18 protein-coding genes are annotated in these 15252 nt (G+C 52.1%); 2 read left to right on the top strand and 16 right to left on the bottom strand.

Translation table 11 applies throughout. From position 1 onward, the window contains the following. Nucleotides 1-630: 630 nt before the first annotated feature. Together A2273_12160 and A2273_12155 are read right to left on the bottom strand one after the other, a co-directional pair. On the bottom strand, nt 631-852 hold the full coding sequence (locus tag A2273_12160) for a hypothetical protein (protein OGF06634.1): 222 nt from the start codon (nt 850-852) through the stop codon (nt 631-633). A 180-nt stretch (nt 853-1032) separates the two neighbouring features. Beyond that, nucleotides 1033-1353 carry a hypothetical protein gene (locus tag A2273_12155; protein OGF06633.1) on the bottom strand — a complete coding sequence of 107 codons (321 nt, stop codon included), beginning with the start codon at nt 1351-1353 and terminating at the stop codon, nt 1033-1035. A gap of 767 nt (nt 1354-2120) precedes the next feature. On the opposite strand from A2273_12155, the gene A2273_12150 reads away from it, so the two are divergent. Further along, nucleotides 2121-2360, top strand: a complete 240-nt coding sequence (locus A2273_12150) for a hypothetical protein (protein ID OGF06632.1) — start codon at nt 2121-2123, stop codon at nt 2358-2360. A 1038-nt stretch (nt 2361-3398) separates the two neighbouring features. Here A2273_12150 and A2273_12145 read toward each other — a convergent pair. From A2273_12145 to A2273_12125, 5 genes are all read right to left on the bottom strand, one after another. Further along, the gene (locus tag A2273_12145; protein ID OGF06631.1) at nt 3399-3701 is read right to left on the bottom strand and encodes a hypothetical protein; all 303 of its coding nucleotides are present in this window, start codon (nt 3699-3701) and stop codon (nt 3399-3401) included. A gap of 28 nt (nt 3702-3729) precedes the next feature. Next, nucleotides 3730-4416: a hypothetical protein gene (locus A2273_12140; GenBank protein ID OGF06630.1), complete on the bottom strand. Its 687-nt coding sequence runs from the start codon at nt 4414-4416 to the stop codon at nt 3730-3732. 119 nt (nt 4417-4535) lie between these two features. Next, entirely contained in the window at nt 4536-5933 is a 1398-nt protein-coding gene (locus A2273_12135; protein ID OGF06629.1) for a hypothetical protein, read from the bottom strand. Then, nucleotides 5930-6469: a hypothetical protein gene (locus A2273_12130; GenBank protein OGF06628.1), complete on the bottom strand. Its 540-nt coding sequence runs from the start codon at nt 6467-6469 to the stop codon at nt 5930-5932. The genes A2273_12135 and A2273_12130 overlap by 4 nt, the downstream gene beginning before the upstream one ends. A 126-nt stretch (nt 6470-6595) precedes the next feature. Next, the gene (locus A2273_12125) at nt 6596-8188 is read right to left on the bottom strand and encodes an L-aspartate oxidase (protein OGF06627.1); all 1593 of its coding nucleotides are present in this window, start codon (nt 8186-8188) and stop codon (nt 6596-6598) included. Nucleotides 8189-8541: 353 nt separating this feature from the next. On the opposite strand from A2273_12125, the gene A2273_12120 reads away from it, so the two are divergent. After that, on the top strand, nt 8542-8721 hold the full coding sequence (locus tag A2273_12120; protein ID OGF06626.1) for a hypothetical protein: 180 nt from the start codon (nt 8542-8544) through the stop codon (nt 8719-8721). Nucleotides 8722-9016: 295 nt separating this feature from the next. Here A2273_12120 and A2273_12115 read toward each other — a convergent pair whose 3' ends face one another. From A2273_12115 to A2273_12075, 9 genes are all read right to left on the bottom strand, one after another. Further along, nucleotides 9017-9772 carry a hypothetical protein gene (locus A2273_12115; GenBank protein ID OGF06639.1) on the bottom strand — a complete coding sequence of 252 codons (756 nt, stop codon included), beginning with the start codon at nt 9770-9772 and terminating at the stop codon, nt 9017-9019. Between the two features lie 300 nt (nt 9773-10072). Next, the gene (locus tag A2273_12110; protein ID OGF06625.1) at nt 10073-10804 is read right to left on the bottom strand and encodes a di-trans,poly-cis-decaprenylcistransferase; all 732 of its coding nucleotides are present in this window, start codon (nt 10802-10804) and stop codon (nt 10073-10075) included. A 135-nt stretch (nt 10805-10939) separates the two neighbouring features. After that, nucleotides 10940-11107, bottom strand: coding sequence for a 4Fe-4S ferredoxin (locus A2273_12105; protein ID OGF06624.1), 168 nt, complete (start codon nt 11105-11107; stop codon nt 10940-10942). 19 nt (nt 11108-11126) lie between these two features. Then, nucleotides 11127-11684: a ribosome recycling factor gene (locus A2273_12100; protein OGF06623.1), complete on the bottom strand. Its 558-nt coding sequence runs from the start codon at nt 11682-11684 to the stop codon at nt 11127-11129. Between the two features lie 3 nt (nt 11685-11687). Continuing rightward, nucleotides 11688-12353 carry a UMP kinase gene (locus tag A2273_12095; GenBank protein OGF06622.1) on the bottom strand — a complete coding sequence of 222 codons (666 nt, stop codon included), beginning with the start codon at nt 12351-12353 and terminating at the stop codon, nt 11688-11690. 81 nt (nt 12354-12434) lie between these two features. After that, entirely contained in the window at nt 12435-13028 is a 594-nt protein-coding gene (locus A2273_12090) for a translation elongation factor Ts (GenBank protein OGF06621.1), read from the bottom strand. 14 nt (nt 13029-13042) lie between these two features. Continuing rightward, nucleotides 13043-13963: a 30S ribosomal protein S2 gene (locus A2273_12085; protein ID OGF06620.1), complete on the bottom strand. Its 921-nt coding sequence runs from the start codon at nt 13961-13963 to the stop codon at nt 13043-13045. A gap of 152 nt (nt 13964-14115) precedes the next feature. Next, the gene (locus A2273_12080) at nt 14116-14508 is read right to left on the bottom strand and encodes a 30S ribosomal protein S9 (protein OGF06619.1); all 393 of its coding nucleotides are present in this window, start codon (nt 14506-14508) and stop codon (nt 14116-14118) included. Nucleotides 14509-14567: 59 nt separating this feature from the next. After that, nucleotides 14568-14999, bottom strand: a complete 432-nt coding sequence (locus tag A2273_12075; protein OGF06618.1) for a 50S ribosomal protein L13 — start codon at nt 14997-14999, stop codon at nt 14568-14570. Between the last annotated feature and the right edge of the window lie 253 nt (nt 15000-15252).

Here is a 15252-nt window from a genome sequence, read left to right as displayed (position 1 = left end):
GCCCCGTATAAATAAGTTGAGGCGCGCCCCAAACATCAGCGCTATGTTGGGAATTATACAGTTCATTGCCCTTTGACCAGCAGATTGTGGGCTTATAGCTTGAGGTCATTTCTATGGCCGGGTTCTTGCCTTGGCCTACGGCCGACTGGGTTGACCAGGTTTCGCCGTCGTCTACCGAAGTAGTGTGGTAAACGGTATCGTTTGAAGTAAATACCACATGCAGTTTGCCGGAGTTGTCAATAACTAATTTTTTACCGTTGGAATGTGCGGTGGCCTCGGCAGTGGTGGAGTAGGAGACAATGGGATCGCCGGGATTGGGTGGATAAATGACAACAGCGTTGGATGTCAGGGTTGTTTTCCCGTCATTAACAATAACACGATACCCGCTGCCGCCTGTGTATGGCTCATGCTGAAGACGACAGGACGTGATAGTGGTGTTGGAAATAACGTTGGTCCATGTGCCTGTAGTATAGGGTTCTTTAACCTGTACAGTATATTTTATAGGCAGCGTGCCTGAAACACAACTCCATGAAAGATTTATATACCCAGCGGGTTGTATGGGTGCTTTTGTAGCGGTATACGGCTCATACCAACCGGAAATCTTCGCTGACGCAGGTGCTGTGTATGGTGCTAAAACGGTATATTGGAAAACAGCGCTGGCTGGATTTTCATAAGGAAACCAACCAACACGTTGAGGAACATAATTATATACTTCATAAATATAAGTTCTAAGAACACATCCCGTTTTCGTAACCGTTCCTGGAACCACTTCAGTAAAGGGCAAAGCATAATTGGCGAAGTCAGCATTATAACCATTGCTGCCCACACCACGGCCCCATACAGTAGGCACACTACTAAATGCTACAGGAAATGTTACCGTTTTCCTAATTTCATATCTATACGCCAAATATGGACCTTCTGCTAGACCAGGTACTGTATAAAAGCTATAGCTACCCATTGAAGATTTTTGATAGGTTGTTGCGCCTGTGGCTGACCAACGATTTATGCAATAATTAGGGCCGCCAACTAAATCTAAGGCTTTGCGTGCATTAATACGACCATGACCATAATACTGATCCCAATCGGCCCCACCCATATTTGGGACATTGTCCGCGGAAATCCGTATAATTTGTTCAATATCATCATTAGAAAGGTTTGGGTTGTATCCTTTAAGCAACGATGCCAAACCCGATACATGGGGCGCAGCCATTGAAGTGCCTGCTTTATATTCATAAGATGTTGTCGAAACAAAACTGGACGAATAAATAGCACGATTATCATTATAGGTTTCACCACCTGGCGCAACCACATCGATATGTGAACCATAGCTTGAATAAGATGCTCTCGCATCATATTTATCAGTGGCACCCACTGCAATAATTCCCTGCCCAAAAGCAGCTGGTGATTGTGGCGTGGAAGTATTGTTATTTCCCATAGATGTAACTGCCACCCTATTCATTTTGTACATATATGCAAAGGCACTTCTTATTGCAGAACGATTGAAAGTGCCATCACCACCATCACCCCAACTATTATTTAAAACATGACATCCATTATCAACAGCGCTTTTAAGGCATAGATACATTTTTGTGGGGTCATCTCCTAAGGAAAGCACATTTTTTGAATAAATTCTTGCATTCCAATCTACCCCAGTTACACCTTTGCCATTATTGGCAATTGCAGCGGCTGTTCCTGCAACATGGGTGCCATGTCCATCCGAGGAAGTTGAACCCGTCGGTTCTTCGCCAGAAGCCTTCCCATATAAATCTTCATGATCTAATTTGACGCCCGTATCCATGATGCCAATTATTATACTGCTACTCCCTTTAAAAACATCCCACGCTTCGGTAGCGTCAATATCACAATCGTTGCTTTGCGACAAGCCCCACAGTAAACCAAAGGATGGGTCGTCGGGAACAGCATGTAGAACAATATTAAAGGGTTTATCAACAAACGCAACATCTGGATCGTTTTCCAACTCATTGATCAACGAATTTAAATTTTCCTTTGTTTCAGGAAAAACCATTTTATAAATACGGGAAAGATCAAGCGTTTTTATCAAGCTGCCATCTTCTGCATAAGAAATAGTATCAGCCCATTCTTTGGGAACAGTGGCGTTGATGCTGGAGCAACCATATTTATTCAAAATTGTGGTAACAGATTTTGATTGTATAAAGTCGGTAGTCACTTGCCCCTTTGCAAAAACAGCAGCCTCTGTTTTGACTATATTTGGTTTAAACATTACATACAGTTCAGCGCCGGAGGCTGCATTAAATATGCTGCTGGTGAACAGCACAAACAGTGCTGTTGAAAAGAATTTGAACGATTTCATTGGGGTCTTCTTTCTGTTAGAAGGTTAATTGTTTTTTATTGCTTCCGTCCGAGTTCATGGTCCACAGATGGCCATTCACAGTATTACAATATACTATTTTTGTGCCATCAGGCGACCAAGCTGGTTTATCACCACCAGTTTCTGTTAGTTTTATCGGATTGCTCCCATCTGAATTAACTACCCAAACCCTGAATGCTTGACCATCTGCATGGGAACTGAATACTATCTTAGAACCATCCGGCGAGGCTTTTGGATATCGGTTGGCAATATTAAAATTGGTTATACGGGATCTATTATTACCCGTAGTATCCATTATCCATATTTGTGACTCACTAGTCCCTTCTGAAGGACCTGAATAAACAAGCAATCCACTACCTGGCAACCAATCCGGCATCCTTCCATAAGGATAAACCCGTTTTTTATCAGAGCCATCTTGATTCATAATCCAAGTGCCCATTATTGAATCACCTGTTGAGATATCCCAAGCTATTTTCATTCCATCTGAATTCCATGACGGGAAAAAATTGCTACCACTAAATGTAAGCTGTGTTAAGCTGTCCCCTGTGGGATATTTAATTTTAAATATTTGGGCGCTGTTGAGTTCATTTAATAACAACCATTTACTATCGGGGGACCAATCAGGCAAGCCCCACGATTTATTTGATTGGCTATTCAATAAAAATGGTCGTCTATTTGTACCGTCTGCATTAATTATATATATGCCCCCGGAATCTACACCGGCATGATAATACGCAATCTCAAAACCATCCGGCGACCAAGCTGCTTCGTTATCAATAAAGATTGGTGGATCGTAAGGTGGCGGGGTAACAGTGGTAGGATTTGTACAATCGCAACCTATGAATAAAAGTAAAATAACAAACACAAAAAGCCCCTGTCCGCAGCTATTAAAACTGCGAACAAAGGCTTTTAAATTATGGCCCCCTATGCAAGCAAGCCCGTGATATAAGGCTTTCTTGTTTTTCACAAAGGAAGTTGTAGCACAATGATAGGTTTATTGTCAAGCAAAATGTTTAAATAAAATGTTTAAATATTATAGGCTATTCCGCTAATCCTCCACCAGCCGGTCATAATGCTCCAGGGCCCCTTTGTTGCCCGGCTCCAGTTCGATCACTTTGGCAAAAGCGTCCCGGGCGCCGTCCTGATCGCTGATGGCCTCCAGGGTAATGCCCAGATTATAGAAGGCATCAATGCATTTGGGATCCAGGGCTATGGCTTTTTTGTATTCCGCCACAGCTTCGTCGAATTTCTGGTTCAGAAAATAGAACTTGCCCATTTCTATTATGGTCTCGATTGCCTTTTTTTTCTGGGCTAGTTTTTTTTCCAACTCCTGATTATTATCACTGTCCATCAAAATAACCTGTTAATTGATCGTATTATTAAATTCCCCGGACCTTCTGGATGCCCTCAAAACTGCCGATCATGATCAAAATATCGGATCGGTTGATCTTCTCATCGGGGGAAGGTTTTATGTTTATCTCCTCCCGGAACTCTGTCTCTCCCTCCTGGGTGATCACCGGGACCTTTCGCTTGATGGCCACGATGGAGACCATCGTGTTCTCTTCAAATTTTAACTCGGAGATCTTCTTGGTCCAGAATTTCTTGGGGGCCACCAGTTCAACGATGCTGTGGGTGTCGGAGATCTCGCTGTAATCCATGACATTGGGCGAGGCCAGGCTCTCGGCTATCCGCTCCCCCATGTCCCTCTCCGGGAAGACCACCCGGTCGGCCCCCACCTTTTTAAGGATGGTGCCGTGAATGGGGGTCACCGCCTTGGCGATGATCTCCTTGACCCCGATCTCCTTGAGGATCAGCACGATGGAGATGGAGGCCTCGATATCCTCGCCGGTGGACACGATGGCCACATCGATATCCTTCATGCCCAGTGATTTAAGGGCTTTCTCGTCGGCGGCGTCAACCGTCACCGACTGGCTGACCTGTTCCGAGATCTCATCCACCCTATCCTGATCGCTGTCTATGGCCAGCACATCGCAGCCCTTTTCGGCCAGCGACAGGGCCACGCTGGACCCGAACTGCCCCAGCCCTATTACGGCAAATTGTCTCATGGCTCCCTGCTTAAATTCGTTACTATTATATCATTAAAACGGAGTTATTATCAATAGACTTTAAGGCCAACAACCTGTACGGATTAACAATTCGCTCCGGGGTTCTCAACAGTTAATGATTATCCTATCAGCACCTTGGCCTCGGGGTATTCGAACGGCTTGTCCTTGCGGCGCCACACCACTGCGCTGCCCATGGTCAGCGGCCCCAGTCTCCCGGCGAACATGGTCAGGATGATCAGCAGTTTTCCCCAATTGCCGAAATCGTAGGAAAAGCTTAATAAAGGATTGATGGCCGAGCCGATGGACAGCCCCACCGTGCCGAAGGCGGACACCACTTCGAACAGCACCGGCATCATATTCTCGGCCGAGAAATGCGCCGTCTCTGCCTGCAGCAGCAACAGGGTCACCGTCACCAGCATCATGGCGGCGATGGCGCTCAGCACGAAGGCCCGGTTGATGAACTCATGCTCCAGGCGCTTCTTGAAGATCAGCACCCGGCTGCGCCCGGTGAGTGTGCTCCAGATGGAGGCCATCATCACCCCGAAGGTGGTGGTCTTGATGCCGCCGCCGGTCCCGCCCGGCGAGGCCCCGATGAACATCAGTATTATTACCAGCATCAGGGTGGGAAAGTGCATCAGCCCTACATTGACCGTGTTGAACCCCGCGGTTCGCGGCGTTATGGACTGGAACAATGCCGCCAGCCACTTGCCGGATGCCGATAAATTGATCAGGGTGTTATTCCGTTCCAACAGATATATCAATATCGTTCCCGCGATAATAAGGCTCACGGTCATCAGTATCACCAGCTTGCTGTGAGTGGTCAGTCTCTTCTCTGTCCTCTGGATGCCGGTCTTGTAGATATCGCTGATGGCAATGAAACCCAGCCCCCCGGATACCACCAAACCACAGATAGTCAGAGATACCACCGGGTCGGCGGCGTAATCCAGCAGGCCATTGGAAAATAATGAAAAGCCTGCGTTGCAAAAGGCGGAGACCGAATGAAAGACTCCCAACACTATGGCTTTGGGCAAAGGAAATCCCGTCTTCCACCAGTGCAGACTTAAAATAACTGCCCCCAGGCCCTCCAGTACGGCAGTGACCCGGAGAATCCGGGTGGCAAAGCGAGCCAGCCCCTCCAAGGTAAGGATGTTGTATGCCTCCTGGATTATCAGCCGCTCCCGCAATGATATCTTCCGGCCCACCATCAAAGACAGGACCGTAGCCAACGACATGTATCCCAGCCCGCCTATCTGTATCAGAAAAAGTATTATTATTTTCCCGGCCGGTGTAAAGTCCTTGGCGGTATCCTTGACTATCAGTCCGGTGACGCAGACCGCCGAGGTGGAGGTGTACAGGGCATCCACAAAGCTGCAGTGATGGCCGGCGGTGGTGGAGAACGGCAGGTACAGCAAAAGGGCCCCCAATAGAACGGCAATAGAAAAGCCCAGGACTAAAATCCGGGCCGGGGTCATCTCCACGCGGAATATCTGATTGTATATTTTTCTTTCCAGTTTCATTCCTCGGACTTCTTCAGTAATTTATATACCGCCCTGGCGTCCGGAGCCTCCAGCAACTGATTTATAAAGTCCGGCTTTTTCACCATCCGGGCTATCTCCGCCAGTACCGCCAGGTTCTTTACCTTCTCCTCTTGGGGGATCAGCAGCAGGAAGAACAGATGCACCGGCTTGTCGTCCAGTGAAGAAAAATCAATCCCGTTTTTTGACCGGCCCATCAGCAGTACCATCTCTTTGACCATCGCATTTCTGGCATGGGGGATGGCCACCCCCTCGCCGATGCCGGTGGTGCCCAACGATTCCCGATATTTTATCCGATCGAACAGCTCGGTCTCGCCCCGCTGAATGATGTTCCGGCCCATCTGGGAGCCGACCCCGGGGACCATGTCCCGCATTTCCTCGGCCGTTTCCCTGGCCGACAGCCGTTTGCTGTTGAAGGCCTTGTTGATCAATTCCCTCAGGACATTGTCGGCGTCCTGGGCGGAAAGCTCCGGAATAATAAGTGATTCATCGATCAGGTTGGATAGTTTTATAGCCATGATCCTGTTGCCGCCTCAATGAAATAAATTTTTGAAGATAGGTGGTCTTTTTGACTAATTAGGTCGTCCCGAATTTAATTTCGGAACGACCTATTGATGGGATTATACCAATCAGTTTATTGTTTGTCAAGACAAATTGATATGTCCCGAATTGGCCAGGGTGTCCCGCCGAAAATGCCGGTCGTCCGTTTCCGGATGATCCTGAGTGAAATGCAGGCCCCGGGATTCCCGGCGGTTGTCGGCACAGTCGATTATCAGTCCGGCCAGGCTCACTAGGTTCCTCAGCTCCACCAGATCGGACGTCACCCGGTATTTCCAGTAATAATCCCTGATCTCACCGGCGATGGCCTGCAGCCTGTTTTTGGCCATCGCCAGCCTGGTATCGGAGCGCACTATCCCCACATAGTTCCACATCAGCAGCCGGACGGCATGAAGGTTGTGGCTTACCACCACCCTTTCCCGGCTTTGGACCGAACCCACGTAGTCCCACGGCTTTATCTTGTCCGGTGATTTCAACTCTTCAATCGAGGCCCTGGCGGCCCGGGCGGCGAAGACCAGGGCCTCCAGCAGGGAGTTGGATGCCAGCCGGTTGGCCCCGTGGGCCCCGGTGCAGGCGGTCTCCCCGGCGGAATACAGCCGGCTGATGTCGCTGCGCCCCCACAGGTCGGTCCTCACCCCGCCGCATAGATAATGGGCGGCCGGCACCACCGGGATCAGCCCCCGGCCCAGGTCTATGGCCCGCTGCTGGCAGCCCTGAAAGATATTGGGAAACCTTTTTTGGAATTTATCCGGTCCGATGGAGGAGATGTCCAGAAAGACACACATCTCGCCCGAGGCCTTCAATTCCGAATCTATGGCCCGGGCCACCACATCCCGGGGGGCCAGGTCGGCCCTGGGATGATAGCCGGGCATGAATTTCCGGCCGCCCTTGTCGCACAGCACCCCGCCCTCCCCCCGCACCGCCTCGGATATCAGAAAGGAGCGTTCGTTCTCTTCAAATGATGACTGGTACAGGGTGGTGGGATGGAACTGGACGAACTCCAGGTTGGCGATGGTGGCCCCGGCCCGGTAGGCCATGGCTATGCCGTCGCCGGTGGCAATGGCCGGGTTGGTGGTATGCAGGTAGACCTGACCGCCCCCGCCGGTGGCCAGGAAGGTTATTCCGGCGGAATAGCCTTCGATCTCCCCGGTCCTGGTGTCCAGCACATAAGCCCCCAGACAGCTGATTCTTTCGCCCTGCCGGCCGGTGATCAGGTCTATGGCCAGGTGATGCTCCAGAACGGTGATGTTGGAGTGCCCCCGGGTCTTGGCCACCAGGGCCCGTTCGATCTCGAACCCGGTGTAGTCCTTGGCGTGGACGATCCTTCTTTTGGAGTGCCCGCCCTCCTTGCCCAGGTCCAGCCCCCCCTGGGTGTTCATGGTGAACCCCACCCCCATCTGGGAAAGCTCCTGCACCAGCTCCGGCCCCTCGCTGACCATGGCCCGGACGGCCTCCGGGTTGCACAGCCCGGCCCCGGCCTCGATGGTATCGCGGATGTGGTCCTCGATGCCGTCGTCGGAGCCGAACACCGCCGCCACCCCGCCCTGGGCGTAATTGGTGTTGGACTCGGTGTCGTCCTTCTTGGTGACGATGGTCACCTTGCCGTGCTCGGCAGCCTTTAGGGCGAAGGTCAGCCCGGCTATGCCGGAGCCTATGACCAGAAAATCGGTTGAGGGCATATTTAATATAAAATAATTTTATTACGTATAGGCGACAGATCGCGGATTAGCTTTGTTCTTTTTCTTTTTTGTTCCGAACCTCTCCCCTACCCCTCTCCTAAAGCATTAGGAGAGGGAAGGGTGAGGTCAAAAGCTCGTCGCTAAACCTCTGCTCGGCAGTCTTATATCGTCGGCCTGAATTTGACAAACTCGCTTCGCTCGAACAATGCCAAATTCTCAACGGCCTCCTCTTTTCAGCAACAGAGCTAATGCGACCTTTTATCAGACAAAAATATCATAGCCCTCCGGTGCCCCGCCATCAGTGGAGCGGCATTGCTGCAGCTCCGGAAAAGCATTCAGTGGGTTATTGGCTTATGGCCGGTTCTGGTTCAGTGAATGCCGGAGCGGACGCCACACACACCGCGCAACTGGGCGGTAAAGACTTCTTTGGTTACTTTCTTAGTCATAAGAAAGTAACGTATAACAAAGGTCAGCCCGGCTATGCCGGAGCCTATGACCAGAAAATCGGTTGCGGGTATAATAACAATTTATAATTTACGAATAAAGGATTTTACTACAAAGTGGGAAAATAATCAAAAGGCACATAAGAAGACCCGCTGTGAAGCAGGATTAAATTTATTATCATTTTTTTATAAATAAAGACAATAAAAAAGCCATAGCTAATATACCGGCAATTAACTATAAAAGCGAAGCATGCTCATATATTGAACCCCGCCCCTTTTTTCGTAGACCTGTAACACCTGAATATATACCTATACCGCCCATTATGAATATTAAGAAGTACCACATATCAATTGCCATATATAAAAATATTATTAATTATCCACATCACCCTATCACAAACAACCGGAAATACCAATAAACAAAGGGTATCACGAACAGCATGCTGTCGAACCGGTCCAGTATCCCGCCGTGGCCCGGCAGCAGATTGCCGGCATCCTTGACGCTGGCATCCCGCTTGAACAGCGATTCCACCAGATCTCCCAGGGTGCCCAGCACCACCGCCCCGGCGGCCATGATCAGAGAATCAATCAGCGATATCTCCCACAGCCACCATCTCTGGAGCAGCACCGCCGTAACGATGGTCACCACCAGCCCGCCGATAAGCCCTTCGATTGACTTCTTGGGGCTGATATGCGGCGCCAGGGGATGCTTCCCCAGCATCATCCCCGAAAAATAGGCCCCGGTGTCGCACAGCCAGACCAGGGCCATGGAAAAGAACAACAGTTTATATCCTGTAAAACTATAGTCGGTCCGCAGCAACAACATATGTCCGAACAAGAAGGGGATATACAGAACGCCCATGATGGTTATGCCGATGCGGCTGATGGATTCCTTTACCTCGTCCCTGAAGACCATCCGGGACATTATCAGCATCACCCACAGGACCAATAGGGCCAACAGAAACTGCCATCTCAGGCCCAGAAAGGCCAGCAGGATCATCCCCCCGGACAGGCCCCACCAGGTCAGGGGATACAGCCCCTTGGCCCTGGCCAGTCCGTAGAATTCCCACAGGCCCAAAAACGACAGGGCCGCCACCAGCCCGGCCAGCCAGAAACCTCCCAGATAGGACATCCCCAGCATCAGGGGGATGCCGGCCAATGCCACCAAAGCGCGTAGTCCCAGCGTGGAGAATCGGCTTTTGAAGCTTTTATCCTTGGGCCTGAATTCTTCGATGTTGTTTTGATCGGTCATATCTCATCCTATTACTTATTAACTAACCTGATCAACATTAGTCAGGGTTTCCCACCAGGCATACACCAAGCAATGTCGAAGTGATACTGCGGTGCCAAACTGAATTTATTTTTGATTATAGGTTTAAATAAATTTGGTGCCTTGGTGGTTAGAAGTCTCCACTTTTTTTATATCCCACCGTAACTTGACTCATACCCGGCCGAAGCGCCGCTCCCGGCCCTGAAATTCCAGCAGGGATCGCATCAGTTCCTCCCGGCCGAAATCCGGCCACAGCACCTCGGTAAAATAAAATTCGGAATAGGCGCTCTGCCAGATCAGGAAGTTCGACAGACGGTGCTCCCCGGAGGTGCGGATGATCAGATCGGGGTCGGGGATCTCCGGATGGTACAGGTGTTTCAAAATCACGGATTCATCTATCTTGTCGGGATTCAAATGTCCGGATTTTATATCCTGGGCCAGACTCTTGACGGCATCGGCCAGCTCGGCCCTTCCGCCGTAGGAAAGCGCCAGATTGAGCACCAGCCCCTTGTTATGCTCGGTCCTTTTTATGCAGTCTTTGAGGATCTTCTGGGCGGTCTTCTCCAGGTCCTCGATCCGGCCGCTGGCCACGATCTTGACCCCTTTGCCGTCCAGCTCGTCGATCTCCCCCAGCAGGTATTCCCGCAAGATCCTCATCAGCCCGGTGACCTCGGCCTTGGGCCGCAGCCAGTTCTCCACCGAAAAGGCGTAGAGGGTCAGATATCTGATGCCGATCTCCCCGCAGGAGTTGACGATCTGCTTGACCGACTTCATGCCGGCCCGGTGCCCGGCCAGCCGGGGAAGACCCCGACGTTTGGCCCAGCGCCCGTTGCCGTCCATGATCACCCCTAGGTGGACCGGAAGGTTCTTCATCTCTGTTTTATTATCGGTGCCGTGCTTCATTTTTAATTGAAATTTTGATTGACTTCGTGTCTTGGCGCCTTGGTGGTTGTGGTGTCGGATAAGAGCAAAGGCGCCCCTTTCATCCCGGCTTTAATGCCGGGACCGGGAGCGCCCTTTCGATCTGCGTTGGTTCCTTTAGCCTTCCTTGATGGCATTGACCGGGCAGGCATCCACGCAGGCCCCGCAGTCAACGCAGTCCTCGGTGATCTCGAACTTGTCTTCGCCCTCGATTATCGCTCCGTTGGGGCAGGAATCCACGCAGCTACCGCAGGCCACGCATTCTTCGGTTATCACGTACGGCATTGGGCCAATCCTCCAATTATTATACTTCCATTATTTCTTTTTCTTTTCTGGCCAGGGTCTCTTCGATCTGCTCGATGAACTTGTTGGTGTATTCCTGGGTCCTGTCGTGGGCCTTTTTGGATTCATCCTCGGATACCTTCTTGTCCTTCTCCAGTTTCTTTATCTCGTCGTTGGCCTCCCGCCGGATGTTGCGGACGGCCACCTTGCTTTCCTCGGACATCTTCTTTACCAGCTTGACCAGCTCGTGGCGCCGCTCCTCGGTCAGGGTGGGGATGGGCAGGCGGATCACCTTCCCGTCGTTGATGGGGTTCAGGCCCAGTTCGGACTTCATGATGGCCTTCTCTATCTCGGGTATCAGGGTCTTGTCCCAGGGCTGGATCACCAGCATCCTGGATTCCGGCACCGAGATGCCGGCCACCTGGTTAAGGGCCGTCAGATTTCCGTAGCTCATCACCTTGATACCGTCCAACAGGGCCGGATTGGCCCGCCCGGTGCGGATACCGGAGTATTCCCCTTTCAGAACATCCACTGCCTTGGCCATTTTTCGTTCCAACTCCTGGTATAGCTGTGGCAACATGGCTTACTCCTTAACAATGGTTCCCAATCTTTCGCCCTGGATTATCCGTTTCAAGGTTCCCGAATTATTGAGATCGAACACGATGATCGGCAGATGATTTTCCATGCACAGCGATACCGCGGTCAGGTCCATCACCGCCAGCTTGTCGGCCAGCACCTGGCTGAAGCTCAATGTCTGGTACTTCTTGGCGGATCGGTCTTTCTTGGGGTCGGAATTATAGACCCCGTCAACCTTGGTGCCCTTCAGCAGCACCTCGGCCTCCATCTCCACCGCCCGAAGGGCGGCTGCCGTATCGGTGGAAAAATAGGGGTTGCCGGTTCCGGCGGCCATGATGACCACCCGGCCCTTGTCCAGGTGCCTGAGGGCCCGCCGCCTTATATAGGGCTCAGCGAACTTGGGCATATCCACCGCCGACATCACTCTGGTCTGGCAGCCTTTTTTGTCCAGCACGCTCTGCAGGGCCAGGGAATTGATCACCGTGCCCAGCATCCCCATGTTGTCCGCGGTGACCCGGCTGATGCCGTTGTCCTTGACCTGGGTGCCTCGGATGAGGTTTCCCCCGCCGATGACCACCCCAATGGAAACGCCCAGTTCCTTAATCGTCAAAACCTCATCGGCTATCCTCTCCAGCGAGGGGAGATCTATCCCCCGGCCTTCGGCTCCGCCCATGGCTTCGCCGGAAAGCTTTAAAAGTATTCTGCGGTATTTTGAATCTGGGCTCAAAATGGGACCTGCGATTTTTGTTGCTGTTTATTCACCCAACCGGAAACGGACGAACCTTTTGACCGTGATATTCTCCCCCAGTTTGGCTATGGTCTCCTTGATCAGGGTATCGATGTTCTTCTGCGGTTCCTTGATATAGGGCTGTTCCAGCAGGCAGATCTCGGAATAGAACTTGTCCAGTTTGCCGCCCACGATCTTTTCCACCACGTTCTCCGGTTTGCCTGAGCCGCGCACCTGCTCCCGGTAGATATCCTTTTCCTTTTCTATCATCTCGGCCGGCACCTGCTCCCGGGAGACCACCGTGGGGTTTGAGGCAGCCACCTGCATCGCCAGTTCCTTGACCAAGCCCTTGAATTGTTCGGTGCGGGCCACGAAATCTGTTTCGCAGTTGACCTCTATCATCACCCCCAGCTTGCCGCCCATGTGAATGTATGCTTCGACCAAACCGTCCCCGGTAGCTCGTCCGGTCTTCTTATCGGCCGAGGCAATGCCTTTCTTGCGGAGGTACTCCACCGCCTCGTCAATATTGCCGTTGCAGGCTTTTAGGGCCTCTTTGCAGGCCATCATGCCGGCGCCGGTCTTGTCCCGTAAACTCTTGACATCCTCTGCAGTGAATGACATCTATCTGGTCCTTTCTATTCTTTCTTGTCGGCCGGCTTATCGGCCGGCTGTTTGGCTCTGGGTCCCGCACCCGATCCCCGCATGCCACCGCCAACTGCGCGCCTGGGGGCTCCGGTCCTGGGGGCGCCCCTGGCGCCCTCTTTATTCTCCGGCCGGCGGGCTCCGCGGTCCGATAGGTGTCTGCGGGGTTTGGCATCTTCGCCGGCCCCTCCGGCAGCATGGCTTTCATTGGACTGGGTCTCCATATCACGCTGATACTTGGCCCGGCCCTCTATGATGGATTCGGATAATAAATTGACGATCATTTTTATGGAGCGGAGGGCGTCGTCATTGGCCGGCACCGGGTAGGTCACCGGATCGGGATCCACATTGGTGTCCACCAGGGCTATCACCGGGATGTCCAGCCGATTGGCCTCGGCAATGGCCAGGCGCTCCTTCTTGCAATCGACCACTATCACCGCTCCCGGCATCCGGCGCATTTCCTTGACCCCGGACAGCACCTTCTCCATCTTGGTGCGTTCCCGCTCCATGCCCAGGGCCTCTTTCTTGGTGTATCCCTGATAGCTGCTGACGGCCAGTTTGTCCAGTTCCTTGAGCCGCTTGATGCTCTTCTGGATGGTGGAGAAATTGGTCAGCATGCCGCCCAGCCAGCGGTCGGCCACATAATGCATGCCGCAGCGCTGGGCCTCTTCCTTGATGACGTCCACCGCCTGTTTCTTGGTGCCCACGAACAGAAACTCATCGCCGCTCTCCGACATCCGGCCCGCCGTCTCGATGGCCGTATTCAGGCACTTGACGGTCTTCTGCAGGTCTATGATATGGATCCCGTTGCGTTCGTCAAAGATGAACTTCTTCATCTTGGGGTTCCAGCGCGGGGCCTGGTGGCCGAAATGAACTCCGGCCTCCAGCAGGTCTTTGATGGTAAAACTAGCCACTCTGCCTTTTCCTTCCGATTAATATGTTGGTTGTTCCTCTGCCCGGCTGCCGCCAGAATCCGGTTTAAAAACCGGACACCACTGGCGGGATTTAACGCCGGACATGTGATTTGGTATTTAGAGCATCCCGGTCCCGCAAACCTAAAAAGATATTAACGTTTGGAGAACTGGAATCTCTTTCTGGCCTTCTTCTGGCCGTATTTTTTTCTTTCCTTCTCGCGGGGGTCCCGGGTCAGCAATCCGGCCGATTTAAGCGGGGGGCGCAGCTCCTGCTCCACCAGGTTGAGGGCCCGGGATATTCCCAGCCTCAGGGCCCCGGCCTGGCCGGCCACCCCGCCGCCTTCCACCTTGGCCCAAATATCGAATTTTCCCAGCTGGGATGTAAGTTCCAGCGGCTGCTTCACCATCATTACCAGGGTGGGACGGCAGAAGTACTCCTCGCAGGTCCTGTTGTTGACCGTCATCTTCCCCTGCCCCGGGGTCATTTTAACCTGGGCAACAGACGATTTGCGGCGCCCGGTCGCCCGAATAACGTTCTGGGTCATCTAACCTCCTAAATAAAATCCATCTGGGCCGGAAGACCGGCCGTGATATTGGAAAATTTCTACTTAGCCAGGGCCTGTGGGGCCTGGGCCACATGGGGATGCTTGTCGCCGGCATACACATGAAGCTTGCTGAAATTGCTGCGGGCCAGCTTGGTCTTGGGCAGCATGCCCTTGACGGCCATTTCAACCACCCTCTCGGGCTTTTTGCCCTGCAGTACCCTGCCGTAGTTAATGGTCCGCAAGCCCCCCTGATAGCCGCTGTGACGGTAAGCCACCTTGTTCTCCATCTTGGCTCCGGTCAGGCGCACCTGGGCGGCATTGATCACCACCACATGGTCTCCGCAGTCGGTGTTGGGGGTGAATTGGGGCTTGCCCTTGCCCCTCAACAGCATGGCTATCTGGGTGGCCAGCCTCCCCAACGATCTTCCCTTGGCATCCACCAAGAACCAGCGGTGTTCTACCTGCCCTTTTTTGGCAACATAAGTCTTCATTAAACCTGCTCCTTATAAACAACTAATAAGCCCTCAAAAACATCCTTGAGGGCTGTTTTTCCAGAATAGACGAGAAGTATACATAAAAATCACCCTTTTGTCAAGAGGAAAAACGACTTACAGTGCCGTTGGGTCATGCCTAGGGAACCAGCTTTTCCCCTCGGCCGCACCATTTTGCTGAATTGTTAAGTAGCTTTTGCTGAAATGATACCATTACAGCAACTGTTTATAAAGCTTAAATTTCAGGGGGCTT

It is taken from the genome of Candidatus Edwardsbacteria bacterium RifOxyA12_full_54_48 (genome assembly GCA_001777915.1).
Taxonomy (GTDB): Bacteria; Edwardsbacteria; AC1; order AC1; family EtOH8; genus UBA2226.
Note: the sequence above shows the minus strand (reverse complement) of the source record. Positions and strands in the feature narration are given on the sequence as shown.

Coding starts and splice junctions, on each gene's coding strand:
- A2273_12145 (OGF06631.1), bottom strand. CDS start 3,701: ATGGACAGTGATAATAATCAGGAGTTGGAAAAAAAACTAGCCCAGAAA.
- A2273_12075 (OGF06618.1), bottom strand. CDS start 14,999: ATGAAGACTTATGTTGCCAAAAAAGGGCAGGTAGAACACCGCTGGTTC.
- A2273_12125 (OGF06627.1), bottom strand. CDS start 8,188: ATGCCCTCAACCGATTTTCTGGTCATAGGCTCCGGCATAGCCGGGCTG.
- A2273_12110 (OGF06625.1), bottom strand. CDS start 10,804: ATGAAGCACGGCACCGATAATAAAACAGAGATGAAGAACCTTCCGGTC.
- A2273_12135 (OGF06629.1), bottom strand. CDS start 5,933: ATGAAACTGGAAAGAAAAATATACAATCAGATATTCCGCGTGGAGATG.
- A2273_12105 (OGF06624.1), bottom strand. CDS start 11,107: ATGCCGTACGTGATAACCGAAGAATGCGTGGCCTGCGGTAGCTGCGTG.
- A2273_12140 (OGF06630.1), bottom strand. CDS start 4,416: ATGAGACAATTTGCCGTAATAGGGCTGGGGCAGTTCGGGTCCAGCGTG.
- A2273_12095 (OGF06622.1), bottom strand. CDS start 12,353: ATGGGCGGAGCCGAAGGCCGGGGGATAGATCTCCCCTCGCTGGAGAGG.
- A2273_12155 (OGF06633.1), bottom strand. CDS start 1,353: ATGATGCGAGAGCATCTTATTCAAGCTATGGTTCACATATCGATGTGG.
- A2273_12130 (OGF06628.1), bottom strand. CDS start 6,469: ATGGCTATAAAACTATCCAACCTGATCGATGAATCACTTATTATTCCG.
- A2273_12100 (OGF06623.1), bottom strand. CDS start 11,684: ATGTTGCCACAGCTATACCAGGAGTTGGAACGAAAAATGGCCAAGGCA.
- A2273_12150 (OGF06632.1), top strand. CDS start 2,121: ATGCTGGAGCAACCATATTTATTCAAAATTGTGGTAACAGATTTTGAT.
- A2273_12115 (OGF06639.1), bottom strand. CDS start 9,772: ATGCTGGGGATGTCCTATCTGGGAGGTTTCTGGCTGGCCGGGCTGGTG.
- A2273_12120 (OGF06626.1), top strand. CDS start 8,542: ATGGCCGGTTCTGGTTCAGTGAATGCCGGAGCGGACGCCACACACACC.
- A2273_12090 (OGF06621.1), bottom strand. CDS start 13,028: ATGTCATTCACTGCAGAGGATGTCAAGAGTTTACGGGACAAGACCGGC.
- A2273_12080 (OGF06619.1), bottom strand. CDS start 14,508: ATGACCCAGAACGTTATTCGGGCGACCGGGCGCCGCAAATCGTCTGTT.